Raw genomic sequence first — 15,687 nt, 5'->3', positions numbered from 1 at the left:
GGTCATGACAGCCTCTTTCCGGCCAGCCCGGCGGGCCGCCACAGCAGCACGGCGACGAGGGCCGCGTACGGGACGAGCACCGAGTAGCTCGGCAGCAGGACACTCCCCATGGTCTGGACGAGGCCGAGGGCCATCCCCGCGACCATCGCCCCGCCGATGCTGCCCACTCCCCCGATGACCACGACGATCAGGACGTTGATCAGGATGCCCACGCCCATACCCGGGTCGACCGACACGTACGGGGCGGCCAGCGTGCCCGCCAGTCCGGCGAGCGCCGCTCCGAGGCACACCACGACCAGGCTGACCCGGTCGACGTTGATGCCCATGACGGACGAGGTCTCGACGTCGTGGCTGGCGGCCCGGATGTGCAGACCCGTCCGGCTCGTCCGCAGCCACCACACCAGGGCCACCGCCATCACCAGCGCGATCCCGATGACCAGCAGCCGGTACGTCGGGTAGTGCGTGCCGAACAGGGAGGTGGTGCCGTCCAGCCCGGCGGGGGCGTTCACCGAGAGCGTCCGCTCACCCCAGATCAGGACGATCACGCGTTCCAGGACCATGGCGAGGCCGAACGTCACCAGACCGGTCTCGATGGGTGAGCGTCCCTGGAGCCGGCGGAAGAACACCAGTTCCAGCGCGGCCCCGAGGACGGCCAGCGCGAGCGGCACGATCACCAGCGCCCACCAGAAGGAGAGGTGCTGGGTGACGCTGTAGGCCAGGTAGGCGCCCGCCATGTACAGGGCGCCGTGCGCGAAGTTGGTCACGCCTCGCAGGCCGTAGATCATGGCGAGGCCGGAGCTGAGGATCATCAGCAGGGACCCGAAGGCCACCGCGTTGAGCAGTTGGGCGAAGTCCATGGTGCAACCCCGTCGTGTGAAGGTGGGTCAGAGCTTGCAGGCGGGGTCCGCTTGCGGGGAGGTGTCGGCTCCCTGGGCCGTGGCGATCGTCTTGAAGGCGAGGCCGCTGCCGGTCTTCTCGACCTGGCCCAGGTGCGACGGGCGCACCAGCTGGTGGTCGGCGCCGCGCAGGGTGACCTTGCCGACGATGCTGTCGAAGCTCAGGTCCTCCAGGGCCGTACGCACCTTGGCGGGGTCGCCGCTGCCGGCCTTCTCGATCCCGGCGAAGAGCGTCTGGGCGGCGAGGTAGGCGTCGGCCTCGACGTAGTAGGGCGTCTCCTTGTACTTCTTCTTGAAGCCGTCGACGAAGCTCTTGTTCAGCGCGTTGTCGGCCTTCACGTCGTACCCGACGTTGTTGTAGAAGCCGACGATCTTGTCGCCCATGGCTTTGAAGAGCGGCTCGGAGACCATGTTGAAGCCCAGTACCGCCTTGAACTCGGCGGGCAGGTCGAACTGGACGGCCTGGTTGACGAACGCGACGCCGTCGGCGCCGTACTCGACGGCGAACAGGGCGTCCGCGCCGCTGCTCTTGAGTTTGGTGATGTAGGAGCCGAACTCGGTGGTGTTCAGCGGCGCGAACTGCTCCAGGACGACCTTCTTGCCGGCCTTGGTCGCCGCCTCCTTGAACACCTTCGCCGCCGTGTGCCCGGTGGAGTAGTCGACGGCCTGGATCGCCCACTTGTCGCCCGGGAGGTTCTTGAGCGTGCCGGCGAGGGCGTTGACGTCCATGGTGTTGCTCTGCACGACGCGGAAGGCGTTCGCCACGCAGTCCTTGCCGGTGAGCGCGTCGTCCTTGCCGAGGCTGTTGAACGAGAGGGCGTTCATCCCGGCGAGCTGCCGGTTGAGGGCACCGTGCTCGGTGGACGTCATGACTCCGCCGATGAACTTGGCGCCCTTCTTGAGGACGGCTTCGCGCGCCGCCCGCAGCGTGGTGGCCGGGGTCGCGTCGGTGTCCATCTCCACGAGTTCGATCTTGTGGCCGTCGACGCCGCCCTTGCGGTTGACCTCCTCGACGGCGTAGCGCCAGCCCTTCGCCGTGTCGGACCCGAACTGGGCCAGTGCGCCGCTGCTGGGCGGGATGACGGCGACCTTGATGACACTGTCGTCCGACGACGAGGCGGTGTCACCGGTGGAGGCGCCGCACGCGGCGACGGTGCCGGTCATCGAACATGCCACGAGCGTCCGCATGATTCTGTGGTTCACAGACGGTACCCCTACTCAACTGCGTGGACTCGACTACGCGGATCAGGGCGGAACACCCTGCGCCACCCGATGATGAGCGGCTTGCGCACGGCGGGCGTCTCCACAAAGGGGGATTGTCATCTCCCTTTGGAGGGAGAGGCAGGCCGAAAAGTGCCGTGGAGGGGTGACTCGGAACCCCTGTGCGATGCGATCGGCCAGGCCCCTGACCGGCGGTAACGGTCTCTCGCAGTGGTCTCGGCGATGGTCGGCCGGTTACCGATCTATTGTTTTTTCGATCCGACCATTTTAACTTTGGGCCAATCACCGAGTTTGTGGCAGCTGCGCGGCACTCCGACCTCACCTGTGGAAAAGAGCGGCCCATGACGTCGTCAGTGGAACGTGTGCGGACAGCTGTGACGGCTGGGACAGTTGCGGCCGGGTCCGACGGGCAGGGTCATGAAGAGGCGGTGCAGAACCATGACGAGGCCGTACTGCGGCTCTCGCTCCGCCGGCTCTGTGCCGCGGCGGGGTTCACGGGCGGCCGGCTGTTCCTGCACGACGCGGCGACCGGACGGTTCCACGCCGAGGCCGTGCTCGACGGCCCGAATCCCTCACCTCCCGTACGCCTGACCCGGCGGCCCCGGCAATCCGTGGGCCCGGACGATCCGCTGGTGGAACTGCTGAGAGCCGGCGGCCGGCCCTGCGTCCTGGGCGAGGACCGGCGGGGCGGGCCCGGGACCACGCGGCTGGCGGTCCCCTTGAGCGGCCCCGGCACCAGCACGGGCACGGGCACCGGACTCCTCGGGTTCGCCCTGCTCGATCACCCCGTGGACCACCGGGCCGAGGAGCCGTTGCCGGACCAGGTGTCCGACTGTGCCGACCTGGTGGGCGCGGCGGTTCTCGGGGTCCTGACGAACCGCCGGCTCGCCGCCGCGCACGAGGAGCTGGCCCGCCGGCACGAGGCCCTGCGGCGGGACGGCGAGGCGGAACGCCGGCTGAGCCGTCTCGTCGGCCGCCCGGGAGGACTGTCCGCACTCGTCCGGACCTGTGCGGAGCTGACCGGCAAGGCCGTCGCCCTGTTCGACGCACGGCATCGGCTGGTGACCTCGGCCGGCCCTGTCGGCGGCGAGGTGCGGATCCAGCCGGTGAACCAGATACTCGCCGGCGCCCGGGCACGGCCCGAAAGCGAACCCTACGAACCCTGCGCGCCGCGTGAACCGTGCGAACCGGCCGTGGTGCCCGCCCGGCCGGCGGCGGGCCTCCTCAGACGTCATGTGCTCACGCCGGTGCTGGCCGGCGACCGGCACTTCGGCTGGCTCGTCGTCATGGAGTACCCCGCCCTGCTGACGGCCTTCGACCTGCTCGTCGCACGCCGTGGCGCCGAGTGCGCCGCGACGGAGTTCACCGTCCAGAAGCGCGTGGCCGATGTCGCCTGGAACGCGCGCTCCTCCCTCGCCCGCCAGCTCGTGCGCGGCACCTCCACCGTGGCCGACCTGCGGGGCAGCGGGGAGTACCTGGGCATCGACATCGACGCGCGCCGGGTGCTGGTCTACCTCACCGGGCCCGGCGCCCGGTGCGACGATCCCGCCGACGACGAGCGGCTGGCCACCGGCATCCGGCGCCGGCTGGGTCTCGATGTGCTGACGACCCGCGGCTCGGAGGGACTGGTCCTGCTGGTGGAGTCACCGCGGGACGCCGGAGCCGCGGCGGTGGCCGCCCGGGTCAAGTCGGCGGTACGCGAGGTCTGCGCCGCGCATCCCGGGGGTGACGGTCTGACCGCCGGGGTGTCGTCGGTCGCCGAGCCGTCGGGGCTGGCGCGGGCCTACCGGGAGGCACGTGAGGTCGCCCGGTGCATCGGCCGGTTCGCCGGGGGCCGTTCGCCCCGGGTCCTCGCCGTGGACGACCTCGGCCCGGCCCGGCTCTTCCTGGCCAACAGCGACACCGCCTCCGTACGCAGATATGTCGACGACGTCCTCGGCCCCCTCCTCACCTCCACCGCCCACCACACCACCCTGCTGCTGACCCTGCGGTCCTGGTTCGATTCGGGGCGCAGTGTGCGCGTGTCCGCGGTGGAACTGGGCGTGCACGAGAACACCGTCCGGCTGCGCCTCGCCCGGGTGCACGACCTGACCGGTCTCGACGTACTGGCGGACGCCGGCGACCAGCTGAGTGTGCAGACGGCTCTGCTCGTCCTGCGCCTCCAGGGCCATCCCGCGCTGCTCTCCCCCGACGGGACCGCGGCCGACCACGACGGAAGAAGGACCGCGTGACCCACGACGGTGACCGCAACCGCGACCGCAACGACCGCGTTCCGACCGGGGTCCGGAGGTGCCGCTGATGCGCGCCTTCGTGATCCGAGAACTGACCGGGCCGGACGGGGGCGCCGTCGCCGAGGTGCCCGAACCCGCCGGGGCACACCCGTGGGCGGACGGCCGGCGGCTGCTGATCGAGGTGCACGCCGCCGGGGTGTCCTTCCCCGACCTGCTGCAGACCCGCGGCGCCTACCAGCACGGCCTCCGTCCGCCGTACGTCTCCGGCGGCGAGGTCGCGGGTACGGTGCTGGAGGCACCGGAGGACTCCGGCCTCGTACCCGGTGACCGGGTCGCCGCGCTGACCCTCTGGGGCGCGATGGCCGAACGCGCCCTCGCCATGCCCCAGTTCGCGGTCAGACTGCCTCCTTCGATGAGCTGGGCCGAGGGTGCGGCCCTCTATCTCAACTACGCGACCGCCTGGTTCGCGCTCCACCGCGTACGGCTGGCGGAGGGCGAGAACGTGCTCGTGCACGGGGCGTCCGGCGGGGTGGGCACCGCGACGCTCCAACTGGTGCGCGCGCTCGGCGGCCGGTCGATCGCCGTCGTGTCCGGCGACGAGAAGGAGAAAGTCGCCCGCGAGGCCGGCGCCGACGAGGTCGTACGCTCCACCGCGGGCTGGGCCGCACAGGCGCGCGAACTCACCGGCGGGCGTGGAGTGGACGTCGTCGTCGACCCGGTCGGCGGCGACCGGTTCACCGATTCGCTGCGGTCCCTGGACGTCGGCGGCCGGCTCGCGGTGGTCGGGTTCGCCGGCGGTTCCATCCCGACCGTCAAGGTCAACCGGCTGCTGCTGCGGGACCTCAGCGTGGTCGGCGTCGCCCTGGCCGCGTACGCCGAACGGCATCCCGCCCTGGCGGTGACGCTGAACGGCGCGCTGGAGCGGATGGCCGCCGACGGCAGCATCAAGCCCCTCGTCGGCCGGTCCCTCCCACTGGAGCGGGGCGGCGAGGCCCTCGGGCTGATCGAGCGCCGCGCCGCGCTCGGCAAGGTCGTCGTCGGGACGCGGGCCGGGGGCGGCTCCTTGTGAGCCCGTACTCGGCACGCGTTCGGCACAGCCGTGACACAATCCGAGTGATAGATTCAAGAGCGATTAGGTCAGACCCTTGGACCATCCTCACGACAGTCCCACACCCCCCACCCAGAGGCCAGGAGAATCATGTCCGAGACAGCGGCCGCTCGTCCGTCCGGCGGCAGGCAGTCCGTGATTCGACTCGCACCCATGGAGGTCCCGAAGGCGTCGGACGTCCTCGCCAACGAACTGCGTGAACGCATCCTCAGCGGCGAGTTCGACGAGGGCACCGCACTGCCCCCGGAGCGCGAACTCGTGGTGCAGACACAGATGAGCCGCACCACCGTCCGGGAGGCGCTGCGCATCCTGGAGGTGCAGGATCTGGTCCGGATCAAGACGGGCCGCGCGGGCGGCGCCTTCGTGCAGCGGCCGGGCAAGGACTCGATCGCCAGCTCCGTGAGCCTCCTCATCCGCGGCCGTCAGATCCGCCTCTCGTCGCTGTTGGAGACCCGCGAGGCGATCGAGCCGTACTGCGCCCGGCTCGCCGCGACGCAGCGCACGGAGGAGGACCTCGCGGCGCTCGACGCCGCGAACGAGGCGATCGCCGACGAGCACGGCACCCTGGCCGCGTTCCTCCAGGCCAACGTCGACTGGCACGTGGCCGTGGCGACCGCGAGCCACAACGAACTCCTCACCGGCTTCATGGCCGCCCTGTCCCGGGCGATCTACGCCGCCACGGAGAACGAGCGCTTCGTCGACGCCGAGGTGCGGCGCGTGGCGGTACGGGCCCACCAGTCGATCACCGACGCCATCCGCGCCCAGGACCCCAAGGCGGCGGCCCGCCGTATGACACGCCATGTGCACGGTTACGCGGATGCCGTGCTCGCGGTCGACGAGCGCACCGACATCACGGTCTCCGACGACAAGTGAGCGGCAAGTGAGCGGCGTGCGGGGCTGATCGGCTCACCCGGGCGTCGGCCGCACCGGCCCGCGACCGCCGGGCATCAGCGCATGCGCCACTCGGGGTGGCGCTTCTCGCGGAAGGCGCGAACGCCTTCCGCGAGGTCCTCGGTGGTGAACGCCAGGGCCAGTTGGGCCTGCAGCGCGTCGAGTGCCTCGTGGAGCGCCAGGTCGCGGGTCGCATTGATCGCGTCCTTGCCCAGCTTCATCAGCAGCGGCGACTTGGCGGCGATCCGGTGCGCCCACGCGGCGACCTCCGCGTCGAAGTCCTCATCGGGGACGACCTTGTTGACGAACCCCAGACCACGGGCCTCGCCGGCCGTGATCAGGTCGCCCAGCATCATCAGTTCGTTGGCCTTCATCCGGTCGACGTTGCGATAGATGAGCGCGGAGATCATGAAGGGGAACGCCCCGACATTGATCTCGGGACACCCGAAGCGCACCGACTCCTTGGCGATGACGAGATCGCAGGCGAGCGCGAGCCCGAACGCCCCGGCGAGGACGTCTCCGTTGGCCGCGCACACCACGGGCTTGCCCAGAGCGCCGATCAGCTTGAAGAGGCGCGGGAAGCGGTCGAGACCGGCGTACTTCTCGACGGCCGTCCTGTCGTCCGCGAACGCGTTCAGATTCCCGCCGGAGGAGAAGATCCGCTCGTGCGACGACGTGAGCACGACGACGCGTGCGGCTCCATCGTCGCGCGCCCGCTCCAGCGCCTCGATGAGGTCGTCGAGCAGTTCGTCACCGAGGGCGTTACGCGTCCGCGGATGATCCAGCGTGACAAAGGCGGCCCCTTCCTCGTCCACCGCGTAACGAACCAACTTCTCGCCCATACGACGCCTTCCTTCCACTTCGCTGATGCGTGTCGCGCATGTCATGTGTGTCGTGTGTGTCATGCGTACGGTCCATGCCGTCCGCACCGTCCGTACCGCGGGTCCGGTTCGCCGGGGGGATCGGTCAGTCCTGGGTGAGTACGACCTTCCCGAAGCCCCGTGCGCTTTCGAGGTGTTCGTGCGCCGCCGCTGCCCGGTCGAGCGGGAAGGACGCGTCGATCACCGGCGGTGCGATGCGATGGCTCCGGAGCAGCGAGGTGAGCCCTCCGAAGTCACGCAGGCTGCCCAGCGTGGTCCCGAGCAGGTCGAACTGGCCGAAGTAGAAGCTCCGTACGTCCAGCGACGCCTGCTCGGCGTGGGAGGCGCCGAGGACGACCAGCCGCCCACCCGGACGCAGTGCTCTCAGAGACTCCGACCACCTCCCGACCGGGTCGAGCACCAGGTCGAACCCTCTGCCGCCGGGTGACAGCCGCTTGGCCGACTCGGCCCAGCCCGTCTCCGTATGGAGGACGCCTCCGGCCGCGCCCCGGTCCCGGGCGCGCTCGATCTTCTCGGCGGAGGACGAGGTCACCACGGCCCGGGCGCCGATCCCGGTGGCGAGGGCGACCGCCGTCGTGGCCACGCCGCCACCGGCTCCGACCACCAGGAGCGACTCGCCCGCGCGGAGCCGGCCGCGGGTGAACAGCGCCCGGTAGGAGGTCAGGCCCACCAGGGGCAGAGCGGCCGCTTCGGCCCAGCTCAGCCCGGCGGGTCTGGGCACCAGGCACTCGGTGGGCACCCGTACCAGTTCCGCGTACGTGCCCGGTCGGTGGTCGCCGAGGATCTGCCAGTCGGGTCCCGGCGCGCTCTCGTCGTCACCCCACCACAGGGACGGCACGATCAGCACGTCCTCGCCCGTGTCGGTCCGGGTCCCCGCGCCGTCCGCGCCGAGGACGTGCGGCAGGGGCGACCGGTACACGCCTTGCCGGACCAGTACGTCATGCCAGTTCAGCGCGCTGGCCCGCAGACGGACCACGGCCCACCCCGGCTCGGGCCGGGGATTCGGGTACTCCTCGATGCGCAGGTTCCGGGCCGCGCCGAACGTACGCAGGACAACTGCTTGCACCGCGACCTCCCTCGATCACATCAAAGGTCAGACCTAAAGAACTATATCGAGAACAGACCTAAAGCAAGATACACTCACACGCACCGCGGCCCTGGACCCGCAGGGCTGTCACTACGGCGAGGGGACGGTCCGTGGACGGCGAACCGACTGGCGCAGGTCTGGGACAGGCTCTCGGAATGACGTACCTGGAGCGGGACGGCGACCGGGCGGTGGTCTCCTGCGAGATCGGTCCCGAGCACCTCCAGGGCCACGGGATCGTGCACGGCGGCGTGTACTGCGCCCTGGTGGAGACCGCCGCGAGCATCGGCGCGACCCTGTGGTGGGGTGACCGGGGAAGAGTCGTCGGCACCGCCAACCAGACCGACTTCCTGCGGCCCGCCAGCTCCGGCCGGCTGACCGCTTCGGCCGTTCCCGTCCACCGGGGGCGTACGCAGCAGCTCTGGTCGGTCGAGGTGGTCGACGACGACGGGCGCCTGACAGCCCGCGGCCAGGTACGTCTCGCGAACCTGACGGTACCGGCACCCGCCAGGTGAGTCCGCGCGAGGCCAAACGGGGCGCAGTGGAGGGAGAGGGCTGTCATGACACGTAGCACCCGCGAGGGGCGAAGACCGTGAGGGCGCAGTTCCGCGAGGGGCGTCCGGGCGCCGGCCCACCGGCGCGGCCCGAGCGGCACACCGACCTCATGGACCGCGGCAGGAAAGTACTGGAAGCAGCCGCGCGGTTCGCCGGCCCGGAGCACGACGCGGAGCACGACGCGGCTCCCGACACCGTGCACGACCTGACCGCCCTGGACGGCCGCCTGGCGGTCCTGACCTCGGCGCTGCGGGAACGTCTGGCCTCGAAGGGCACCCGCCCCGACGGCCTCGAAGCGGTCGGCCTCGGCATCAGCCTGGCGGACGCTCTCGATGTGCGCCACGAGATCCACGACCACCTGTCCCATGAGCGGCTGCGCCGGCTGGACGCCATGGAAGCGGGGCTGTCCCCGCTGCGCAGACTGCGCCACCCGGACGAACTGCTGGACCGGGTCTGTGAAACGGTCCTGGACAGCTGCGGATTCGACCGGGTGATGCTGTCCCGGGTGGAGGGTTCCGTCTGGCGTCCCTGGAAGAGCCGCGCGGTGACCGACCGGGAGCCCGAACGCGCCTTCCGCGAGTGGATCCGCGGCATTCCCGAGATCCGGCTGGACCACCTGACGCTGGAAAGCGAGATGGTGCGCTGCCACCGGCCGGCGCTGGTCGCCGACGGGGAGCACGACCCCCGGGTCCACCGGCCGCTCCTCGAAGCATCCGGACTGCGTTCCTACGTAGCGGCGCCGCTCATGCCCGCCGGCCGGGTCATCGGGTTCCTCCACGCGGATCACACGTCCGCGCCGGTGACGTCCCTCGACCTCGACATCCTGTGGGCGTTCACCCGCGCTTTCGGCCGGCTCTTCGAGCGCACGGTGCTGCTGGCCAGGCTCGGTGAGCAGCGCGAGAAGGTCCAGGCAGCCATGGAGACACTGGGGAACGTACTGGGCGATCTCGCCGCCGCGGAGATCGAACTCGTACCGCGGCCGTCTGTCGCGGCATCCGGTTCCAGGGCCGACCGCCCGCCCGTCCACTCCTCGTCGGCGGCGCTGGAGTCCCTGCTGACGCCGCGCGAGCTGGAGGTGCTGTCACTGATGGCCACCGGAGCCACCAACGACCGCATCGCCGAACAACTGGTCATCAGCAACGGCACCGTGAAGTCGCACGTCAAGCGAATCCTGCGCAAACTCCGCGCCGAGAACCGCGGCGAGGCCATCTACGACTACCTGCACCTGACGATCGGCGACAACTGAGCGGTCGGGCGGTGCCGCCCGGCAGACCGGACAGCTCTTCACAGCGCTGTCTGCGTATCAAACGACCTGTCAGGGCACCATGGTGGCGAGCAGTCCCAACATATGGATCCTCTCCGCGGGTTCGGAGATACTGCGGGCAACCCGTTCGGCCTCCGAGAGATCCCGCTGAGCCAGGGCCTCCACGACGATCTTCAGGGCCAGACATCGCACCGCGGGATCGGGGATGCCACGGGCGATGCGTTCGGCTTCAGGGGGATCATGTCCGGCCACGACCCCGATGATGTCCTCCATTGCCCTTTTCCGGTCATAGGGGTCGGAGAGGAGGCTGACACAGTGCACCGCGGCCGCTGAATCCCTCCTGGCCAGGGTCCTGACGGTGTCTTCGATCTTCGGGGTGCTCATGGTGAGGTCGGCGCCCGAGCCGTCGACCTCGGTGAGGAGTTCCACGGCACGGTCCGGAGCGACCTCCGCCCATCCGGCAGCGAGCGCGAGGAGTGCGGACGCTGTCCAAACCTTGGCGAGTGTTGGCCCATCCCGCCTGAACGCATCGTTCTCGACCCAGGCGTCGAGTGTGTCGCGGCCGAGTCCGCCGCGAACGACATGTTCGGCCTCGACCAGCAGGCCCCTGGCCTGTTCCGGATCGAAGCGGGCCAGCACTTCGGCGACGGCTGACAGATTCGTGACCTGTTCAGTCGGCTGTTGCTGGGTTCGAATGAGCTGTTCGGCCTCGGCAAGCAGATCGCGACTTCGGCCGGGCGCTTTCTTCATGAGGGCTTGGGCGATGGTGCACAGCGCTGGGCCCCACAGCTTGGGGTCGGGGATCGCACGTGCGATCCGTTCGGCGGCGTCCGGATCGCTCGCGGCCAGCGCCTTGCTGATGTCCTGCATGCTCAAGGAGGCAACCCCGTCCGGGGCGTTGATGGCGTAGGCGATGTGCTCGGCCACACCAGGGGCACTCTCGGCCAGGTCCCCGGCGATGAACGTCAGCGTGGAAGTTCGCTGGTCCGGGTCAGCATCTCCAGTCATCGCATCAACGAAGTCTTTGACAGCGTCGGGGGCATGTACGGCCATCGCGGTGAGGGCTTCCCCCAACTTCAGCCACCTGCTGAAGGGGTCGGTGATGACGTCGGCGAGGATGCGTTCGGCCTCGGTCATGAGGTCCATGGCCCTGCCTGGATCATGCTTGACCAGGTCTGCGGAGATGCCTGCCAGCAGGGTGGCCCGTTCTTGCGGATTGTTGAGCGTGCGGGCGTGGCGTTCGACTTCGGCCAGCAAGTCAACGCCGTGACGGGGGGGAGGTCTCGATGAACGTCGCGGCGACGCTGTGCAGCGCCCTTGCCCACTGCTGGGGGAAGGTGATGGTGCGGGCGACCCGCTCAGCCGCGGCGGGGGCTCTCCCCGCGGACACGCGCACGATCTGCGCCAGAGCCTGGGCTCGGCCCGTCAGGTCGGTGATGGTGCGGGCGATGCGCTCTCCCTCGGCCAGGTAGGTCCGGGCTACTGCCTCGGCCAACTGTTGCAGCCTGAATTCCCGGTGCTTCCGCTTTTTTATGCCGCGGGCAAGCCGTTCGGCCCCGGCGGGGTCGTGCTTGGCCAGGCCGACAATGATCACACCGAAGTGGTCTTCGGGCCTCTCGCAGGTACGGGCGGTGCGCTCGGCCTCGGTGACCAGGTCCCGCCAGCGCTGATGGAGGTCGTTGAAAGCGCGGTTACGGAAGGCGAGGCGGCTGGCTGTGTTACGGACCCTGCTCTGTGGGAGCGGACGTTGCTTGGCCCGGAGGGAGGCCGCGATCTCGCGGTGGAGGGTGTCCAGTTCGAGGTAGGGCCCGGTGCCGGGTATCCCGCGTCGCAGGAGTGACACCATCTCGGCGGTGAAGGCGGTGTGTTGCTCTCCGGGAACCGACACGGCGGTTTTGGTCTCCGCGGCGGCAGCGATCAGGTGGGTGCCTTCGATGACGGCCTCGTCGGCAACGATGTCTGCTGGGGCGTCGCCCGCCATGCGCCCCAGGGCCCGCCCGCTGTAGCAGCAGTCGAGGACGACGACCTGACGCTCGGCGCGAGTACGGGCCAGTTGCTCTCGGACCAGACCGTAGGGGACTGCGGTGAAGGAAGCGTTCGCTTTCTCCGTACCAGTCAGAGCAAGGTGCAGTTCGGCAGCCAGCCGCGCCACCAGTCCATGTCCCGCGTAGTACACCAGGAGCGTGTCCGTCGCCTCCTCGGCGGCCTGCGCGACCGGACTGATCATCTCCGCGACAGTGGCGGGGTTCGCCACCAGAACACAGTGCTGGGCGGGGAGTCCCCACACGTCCGGCGAGCACAACAACTCCGCGAGCGCTTCAAGGTTCGCGGCGACGGCGGGCAGATCCTCCAGGGATGAATGCGTGTAACGGCTGGTCCCGATGAGTACCGCACGCGAGGCGGACGGGGCGGGGAGCACGGCTCACCTGTCCAGCTCTCGGACGAGCCGGGCAACCGTTTCCGGTTCGGCGTCGTCAAGAACGATCGTGACTCCGTTTCGTTCGACCGTCACGGGGGTCGGCCTCCCACGGGACGCCCGCCAGGCGGTGTACGCGAGACCGAGGTTCAAGACCTGGAAGTTGGTCAGGACCCCTGACCGAACCTCGTATCCGGCCGCGTGACGATCTGTAGGACCTGGCGCGTCGGCCGGGTGAGGCGGCAGGTCATCAAGCTGATGACCGCCCAGGTGATGAGGGCCTCGCTGTCCTGTGGAAGTCGCTCCTGCTGCTGACAACACTTCAGTTCAGTGGAGTTGAGAGCGAACCCTCCGAAGGGACCGCTCCGAACGCTGGCCCTATTTGGGGCGACGGCGGCCGGCGTGCGCGAGTTCGCCGACCGGCGCCAGTACGTGTCCGCCGTCGCCCGCGCACCACCACACAGCTTCGCGTTCCCGCTCCGAGCCGTGGGCGCCGAGGTTGTGCCGGGGACACACCGGCCAGACCTGCCAGGTCCATTCGAGCAGGCTCTCCTGGATCAGGACCGCCAGGCTGGTCAGTGCCGTGGTCGGGTCGTCGCACATGTCCGGCAGGATGGGGCCGCCCCAGTTGAACCGTCCGCCGCCGGCGAGGCGGACACCGGCTCCCACCGGGAACCAGTCCTCAAGGATCTCGATCTCCGGTTCGCCCTCGATCCCACGTGCGGGCAGGTCGCGGGCCACGACCCGTAGCGCGGCGCGCAACGTCTCCAGACGCTCGGGGGCGAGGTCGAACCCGGGATCGAAGCCCATGTCGTCCAGGAGGCGCCGGGCCAGGGCGGTCATCTCCGCCGGCGACACCTCGCCCGGGTTGCGCTCGACGACCTCCAGAACCGCGTCGGTGCAGTGGAACCAGTCGAGCAGTTCGCAGGCGAGAGCGACGACGTCCTGCGGGTCGAGATTGCCCTCCCGCAGGCCGAGGTAGACCTTGCGCGGCAACTGTTCACTGTCCGCTTCGTATTCAGCCCTGGTGTTGCTCACCGGCCCAGTATCCCGAGCCGGCTCGGTTCCTCACTGCTTGATCGCGGCCGCCAGTCGCAAGGAACCACAGCCGTGGAAGTTGGCGGTACTACTTGGATGGCACGTCGGGTGCCCGGAGAGTCAAACGAGCGTCGGAGCAACAGCCAGCCGATGGGGGGCTTGTTGGTCATTCGGCGATGTCGACGCCGTAACTGCGAGCGAGGTCGGCCAGGCCATGGTCGTAGCCCTGGCCGACGGCGCGCAGCCGCCAGCCCTCTCCCCGGCGGTACAACTCGGCGAGGATCATGGTGCGTTCGGTGGTGGCGGCGTCGAGGGTGGCGCGGGCGGTCGGGGCCGCGCCGATCCCGCAGGTGGCGGTGATCTCGATTGCTCCGACGTCGGAGAAGGTCGCGACTCCGTCGATGGCGGCGGCGATGACGACCCGGTGAATCTCCAGGGGCAGGCGTTCCAGGTCGGCGGTGACGGCCTGTTCCGTCGGGCCGTCCGTGGCCAGCCGTATGGTGCCGTCGGGGTGCTCGGGCGCGCTGTAGAAGACGAAGTCCTCGTCTCCTGGGACTTGTTCCCGCTCGTCGACGGCGAAGGCGACGACGTCCACGTCACAGGCGGTCCGCTGGCGCCACGTGGCCGCCACGGTCCACGGCATGCCGGTGTCGGACAGGTCGATGACAGCACCTCGGACCAGCACCTCTGCCGTGTCCGGCTGGTTCCCGGCCGCGTTGGATGCCGGCGTGGGAGCGAGGAGCCAGTCGGCGTGGTGCACGTTCAGGCCGAGGGCGGTGATACGGCTCATGCGCCGGTCCGTTTCGCCGCCGGGCAGCACGACGACGTCGGACACGCGGGCCGAGAGGTTGACCGCCGCGGAGGCACCGAGGGCGACAGCACGCGCGCGTGCCTCGGCGGCCTCGTCGTGGGTGCCGCCCAGGACCAGGACCCGGCGTCCGGCGAGTGACCGGTCCACCGTGACGGTGGACGCGGCCGGTGTGGCGGAGCGCTGGGGCGGGATGCTCGCCGCCGCCACAGAGGGTGCAGTGGTCGCCGCGGTCGTGCTCGCGGGCGTCTGCGGCGCGCGACGCTGTCTGGCGGTGTCCTTGGCCCGACCGGGTCGCACGCTCTCCAGCAGGCGCAGATACGTCGGCTCGTCGACGAGCGGCACGCCCGCGTCGGCGGCGCGGCGCAGCTTCGTGGATGCGGAGCGCGGGTCGTTCGTGACGACGACACTGGTCTGAGCGCTGACCGAGGTCATCATGTTCAGTCCGGCCGCCACCGAACGGGCGACCAGTTCCTCGCGTGCGACCTTGGTTTCCCCGGTGATGGCGACCTTCATGCCCTGCGCCAGGGTCCCGTCCGGCGTCAGTCGGCCCGGATTGCGGTACGCGCACGGCGTCTTGGGAACGTACGGCTTGTAGTCCTGGCGGGGCGGGCACTCCAGGAGCGGCAGCGCCAGGCCCAGTTGCTCGGCGGCGCCCAGCGAGCCGCGCAGGATGCCGGAGAGCACGCGTACGTCGTCCTGCGCATCGTGGGCCTTCTCCTGGCGCACGCCGTAGTGCGCGGCCAGGGTGCCCAGCTTGAGATCGGGAGCTGCGGGGCCGATCAGCCGGTTGAGGGCCAGCGTGCACAGCCGCCTGCCGACCGGGACCCAGGAACGGACGTGGGCGAACTCGTGGGCCAGGAAGTCGTAGTCGAACTGGGCGTTGTGGGCGACCAGGACACGGCTGCTGAGCAACGCCCCCACCTGCGGCGCGATCTCCTCGAACGTGGGCGCGCCGACGAGACGGTCGGAGGTCAGTCCGTGAATGTGCACCGGTCCGGGGTCGCAGCCCGGGTTGAGGAGCGTGGAGAACTCCCCCGTCCGGTTGCCGTGTGCGTCCAGCGTGAGGATCGCGAGCGACAGGACGCGATCCCGGCCGGGTCTCAGCCCAGAGGTCTCCACATCCACCAGCGCCCAGTCATGGAAGTAGTCAGGCAGAGTAGGCCACTTCGGACTCGACGACAGCAGGGCCATGCAAGGCTCCCCTCCCCCGGCGCGGCGGGCGGCACGCCCCTCCACGGTGATGATCTACCGGTGGATTTTCGCACGTTCCGGACGCTGTTCGTGGTGGCTT

Annotated in this window: 14 protein-coding genes; 5 read left to right on the top strand and 9 right to left on the bottom strand. The window is 69.9% G+C overall.

Annotated features, from left to right (window positions below; translation table 11 throughout):
* Positions 1–2: 2 nt before the first annotated feature.
* Positions 3–857: a branched-chain amino acid ABC transporter permease gene (locus ACFVH5_RS14890; protein ID WP_384815907.1), complete on the bottom strand. Its 855-nt coding sequence runs from the start codon at positions 855–857 to the stop codon at positions 3–5.
* A gap of 27 nt (positions 858–884) precedes the next feature.
* A complete protein-coding gene (locus ACFVH5_RS14885) occupies positions 885–2,060 on the bottom strand; it encodes an ABC transporter substrate-binding protein (RefSeq protein WP_385834066.1) in 1,176 nt (391 codons plus the stop codon).
* Positions 2,061–2,545: 485 nt separating this feature from the next.
* Between ACFVH5_RS14885 and ACFVH5_RS14880 the strand changes: the two genes are divergently transcribed.
* The 3 genes from ACFVH5_RS14880 to ACFVH5_RS14870 all read left to right on the top strand — a co-directional run bounded on the left by ACFVH5_RS14880 (position 2,546) and on the right by ACFVH5_RS14870 (position 6,329).
* Complete coding sequence (locus tag ACFVH5_RS14880; RefSeq protein WP_385834064.1) at positions 2,546–4,348, top strand: PucR family transcriptional regulator; 1,803 nt, start codon at positions 2,546–2,548, stop codon at positions 4,346–4,348.
* Between the two features lie 67 nt (positions 4,349–4,415).
* Positions 4,416–5,417: an NADPH:quinone oxidoreductase family protein gene (locus tag ACFVH5_RS14875; protein ID WP_385834063.1), complete on the top strand. Its 1,002-nt coding sequence runs from the start codon at positions 4,416–4,418 to the stop codon at positions 5,415–5,417.
* Positions 5,418–5,546: 129 nt separating this feature from the next.
* Entirely contained in the window at positions 5,547–6,329 is a 783-nt protein-coding gene (locus ACFVH5_RS14870; RefSeq protein WP_384815918.1) for a FadR/GntR family transcriptional regulator, read from the top strand.
* Positions 6,330–6,403: 74 nt separating this feature from the next.
* Here ACFVH5_RS14870 and ACFVH5_RS14865 read toward each other — a convergent pair whose 3' ends face one another.
* Entirely contained in the window at positions 6,404–7,189 is a 786-nt protein-coding gene (locus ACFVH5_RS14865) for an enoyl-CoA hydratase/isomerase family protein (protein WP_385834061.1), read from the bottom strand.
* Between the two features lie 124 nt (positions 7,190–7,313).
* On the bottom strand, positions 7,314–8,294 hold the full coding sequence (locus ACFVH5_RS14860; protein WP_385834059.1) for a zinc-binding dehydrogenase: 981 nt from the start codon (positions 8,292–8,294) through the stop codon (positions 7,314–7,316).
* 176 nt (positions 8,295–8,470) lie between these two features.
* Here ACFVH5_RS14860 and ACFVH5_RS14855 point away from each other — a divergent pair, with 176 nt between their 5' ends.
* Positions 8,471–8,827 carry a PaaI family thioesterase gene (locus ACFVH5_RS14855; RefSeq protein WP_385834057.1) on the top strand — a complete coding sequence of 119 codons (357 nt, stop codon included), beginning with the start codon at positions 8,471–8,473 and terminating at the stop codon, positions 8,825–8,827.
* 77 nt (positions 8,828–8,904) lie between these two features.
* Positions 8,905–10,113, top strand: coding sequence for a LuxR C-terminal-related transcriptional regulator (locus ACFVH5_RS14850; protein ID WP_385834055.1), 1,209 nt, complete (start codon positions 8,905–8,907; stop codon positions 10,111–10,113).
* Positions 10,114–10,182: 69 nt separating this feature from the next.
* Here the strand turns inward: ACFVH5_RS14850 and ACFVH5_RS14845 are convergent, their stop codons facing one another.
* The 5 genes from ACFVH5_RS14845 to ACFVH5_RS14825 all read right to left on the bottom strand — a co-directional run bounded on the left by ACFVH5_RS14845 (position 10,183) and on the right by ACFVH5_RS14825 (position 15,587).
* The gene (locus ACFVH5_RS14845; protein ID WP_385834053.1) at positions 10,183–11,388 is read right to left on the bottom strand and encodes a hypothetical protein; all 1,206 of its coding nucleotides are present in this window, start codon (positions 11,386–11,388) and stop codon (positions 10,183–10,185) included.
* Position 11,389: 1 nt separating this feature from the next.
* Complete coding sequence (locus tag ACFVH5_RS14840; RefSeq protein WP_385834051.1) at positions 11,390–12,550, bottom strand: caspase domain-containing protein; 1,161 nt, start codon at positions 12,548–12,550, stop codon at positions 11,390–11,392.
* A 3-nt stretch (positions 12,551–12,553) separates the two neighbouring features.
* The gene (locus tag ACFVH5_RS14835) at positions 12,554–12,868 is read right to left on the bottom strand and encodes a hypothetical protein (RefSeq protein WP_385834049.1); all 315 of its coding nucleotides are present in this window, start codon (positions 12,866–12,868) and stop codon (positions 12,554–12,556) included.
* A gap of 57 nt (positions 12,869–12,925) precedes the next feature.
* Positions 12,926–13,585: a hypothetical protein gene (locus ACFVH5_RS14830; protein ID WP_385834047.1), complete on the bottom strand. Its 660-nt coding sequence runs from the start codon at positions 13,583–13,585 to the stop codon at positions 12,926–12,928.
* A gap of 166 nt (positions 13,586–13,751) precedes the next feature.
* Positions 13,752–15,587: a TerD family protein gene (locus ACFVH5_RS14825; RefSeq protein ID WP_385834045.1), complete on the bottom strand. Its 1,836-nt coding sequence runs from the start codon at positions 15,585–15,587 to the stop codon at positions 13,752–13,754.
* Between the last annotated feature and the right edge of the window lie 100 nt (positions 15,588–15,687).

The organism is Streptomyces sp. NPDC127119 (genome assembly GCF_042677425.1).
Taxonomy (GTDB): Bacteria; Actinomycetota; Actinomycetes; order Streptomycetales; family Streptomycetaceae; genus Streptomyces.
This window is presented reverse-complemented; position numbering and strand designations above follow the sequence as displayed.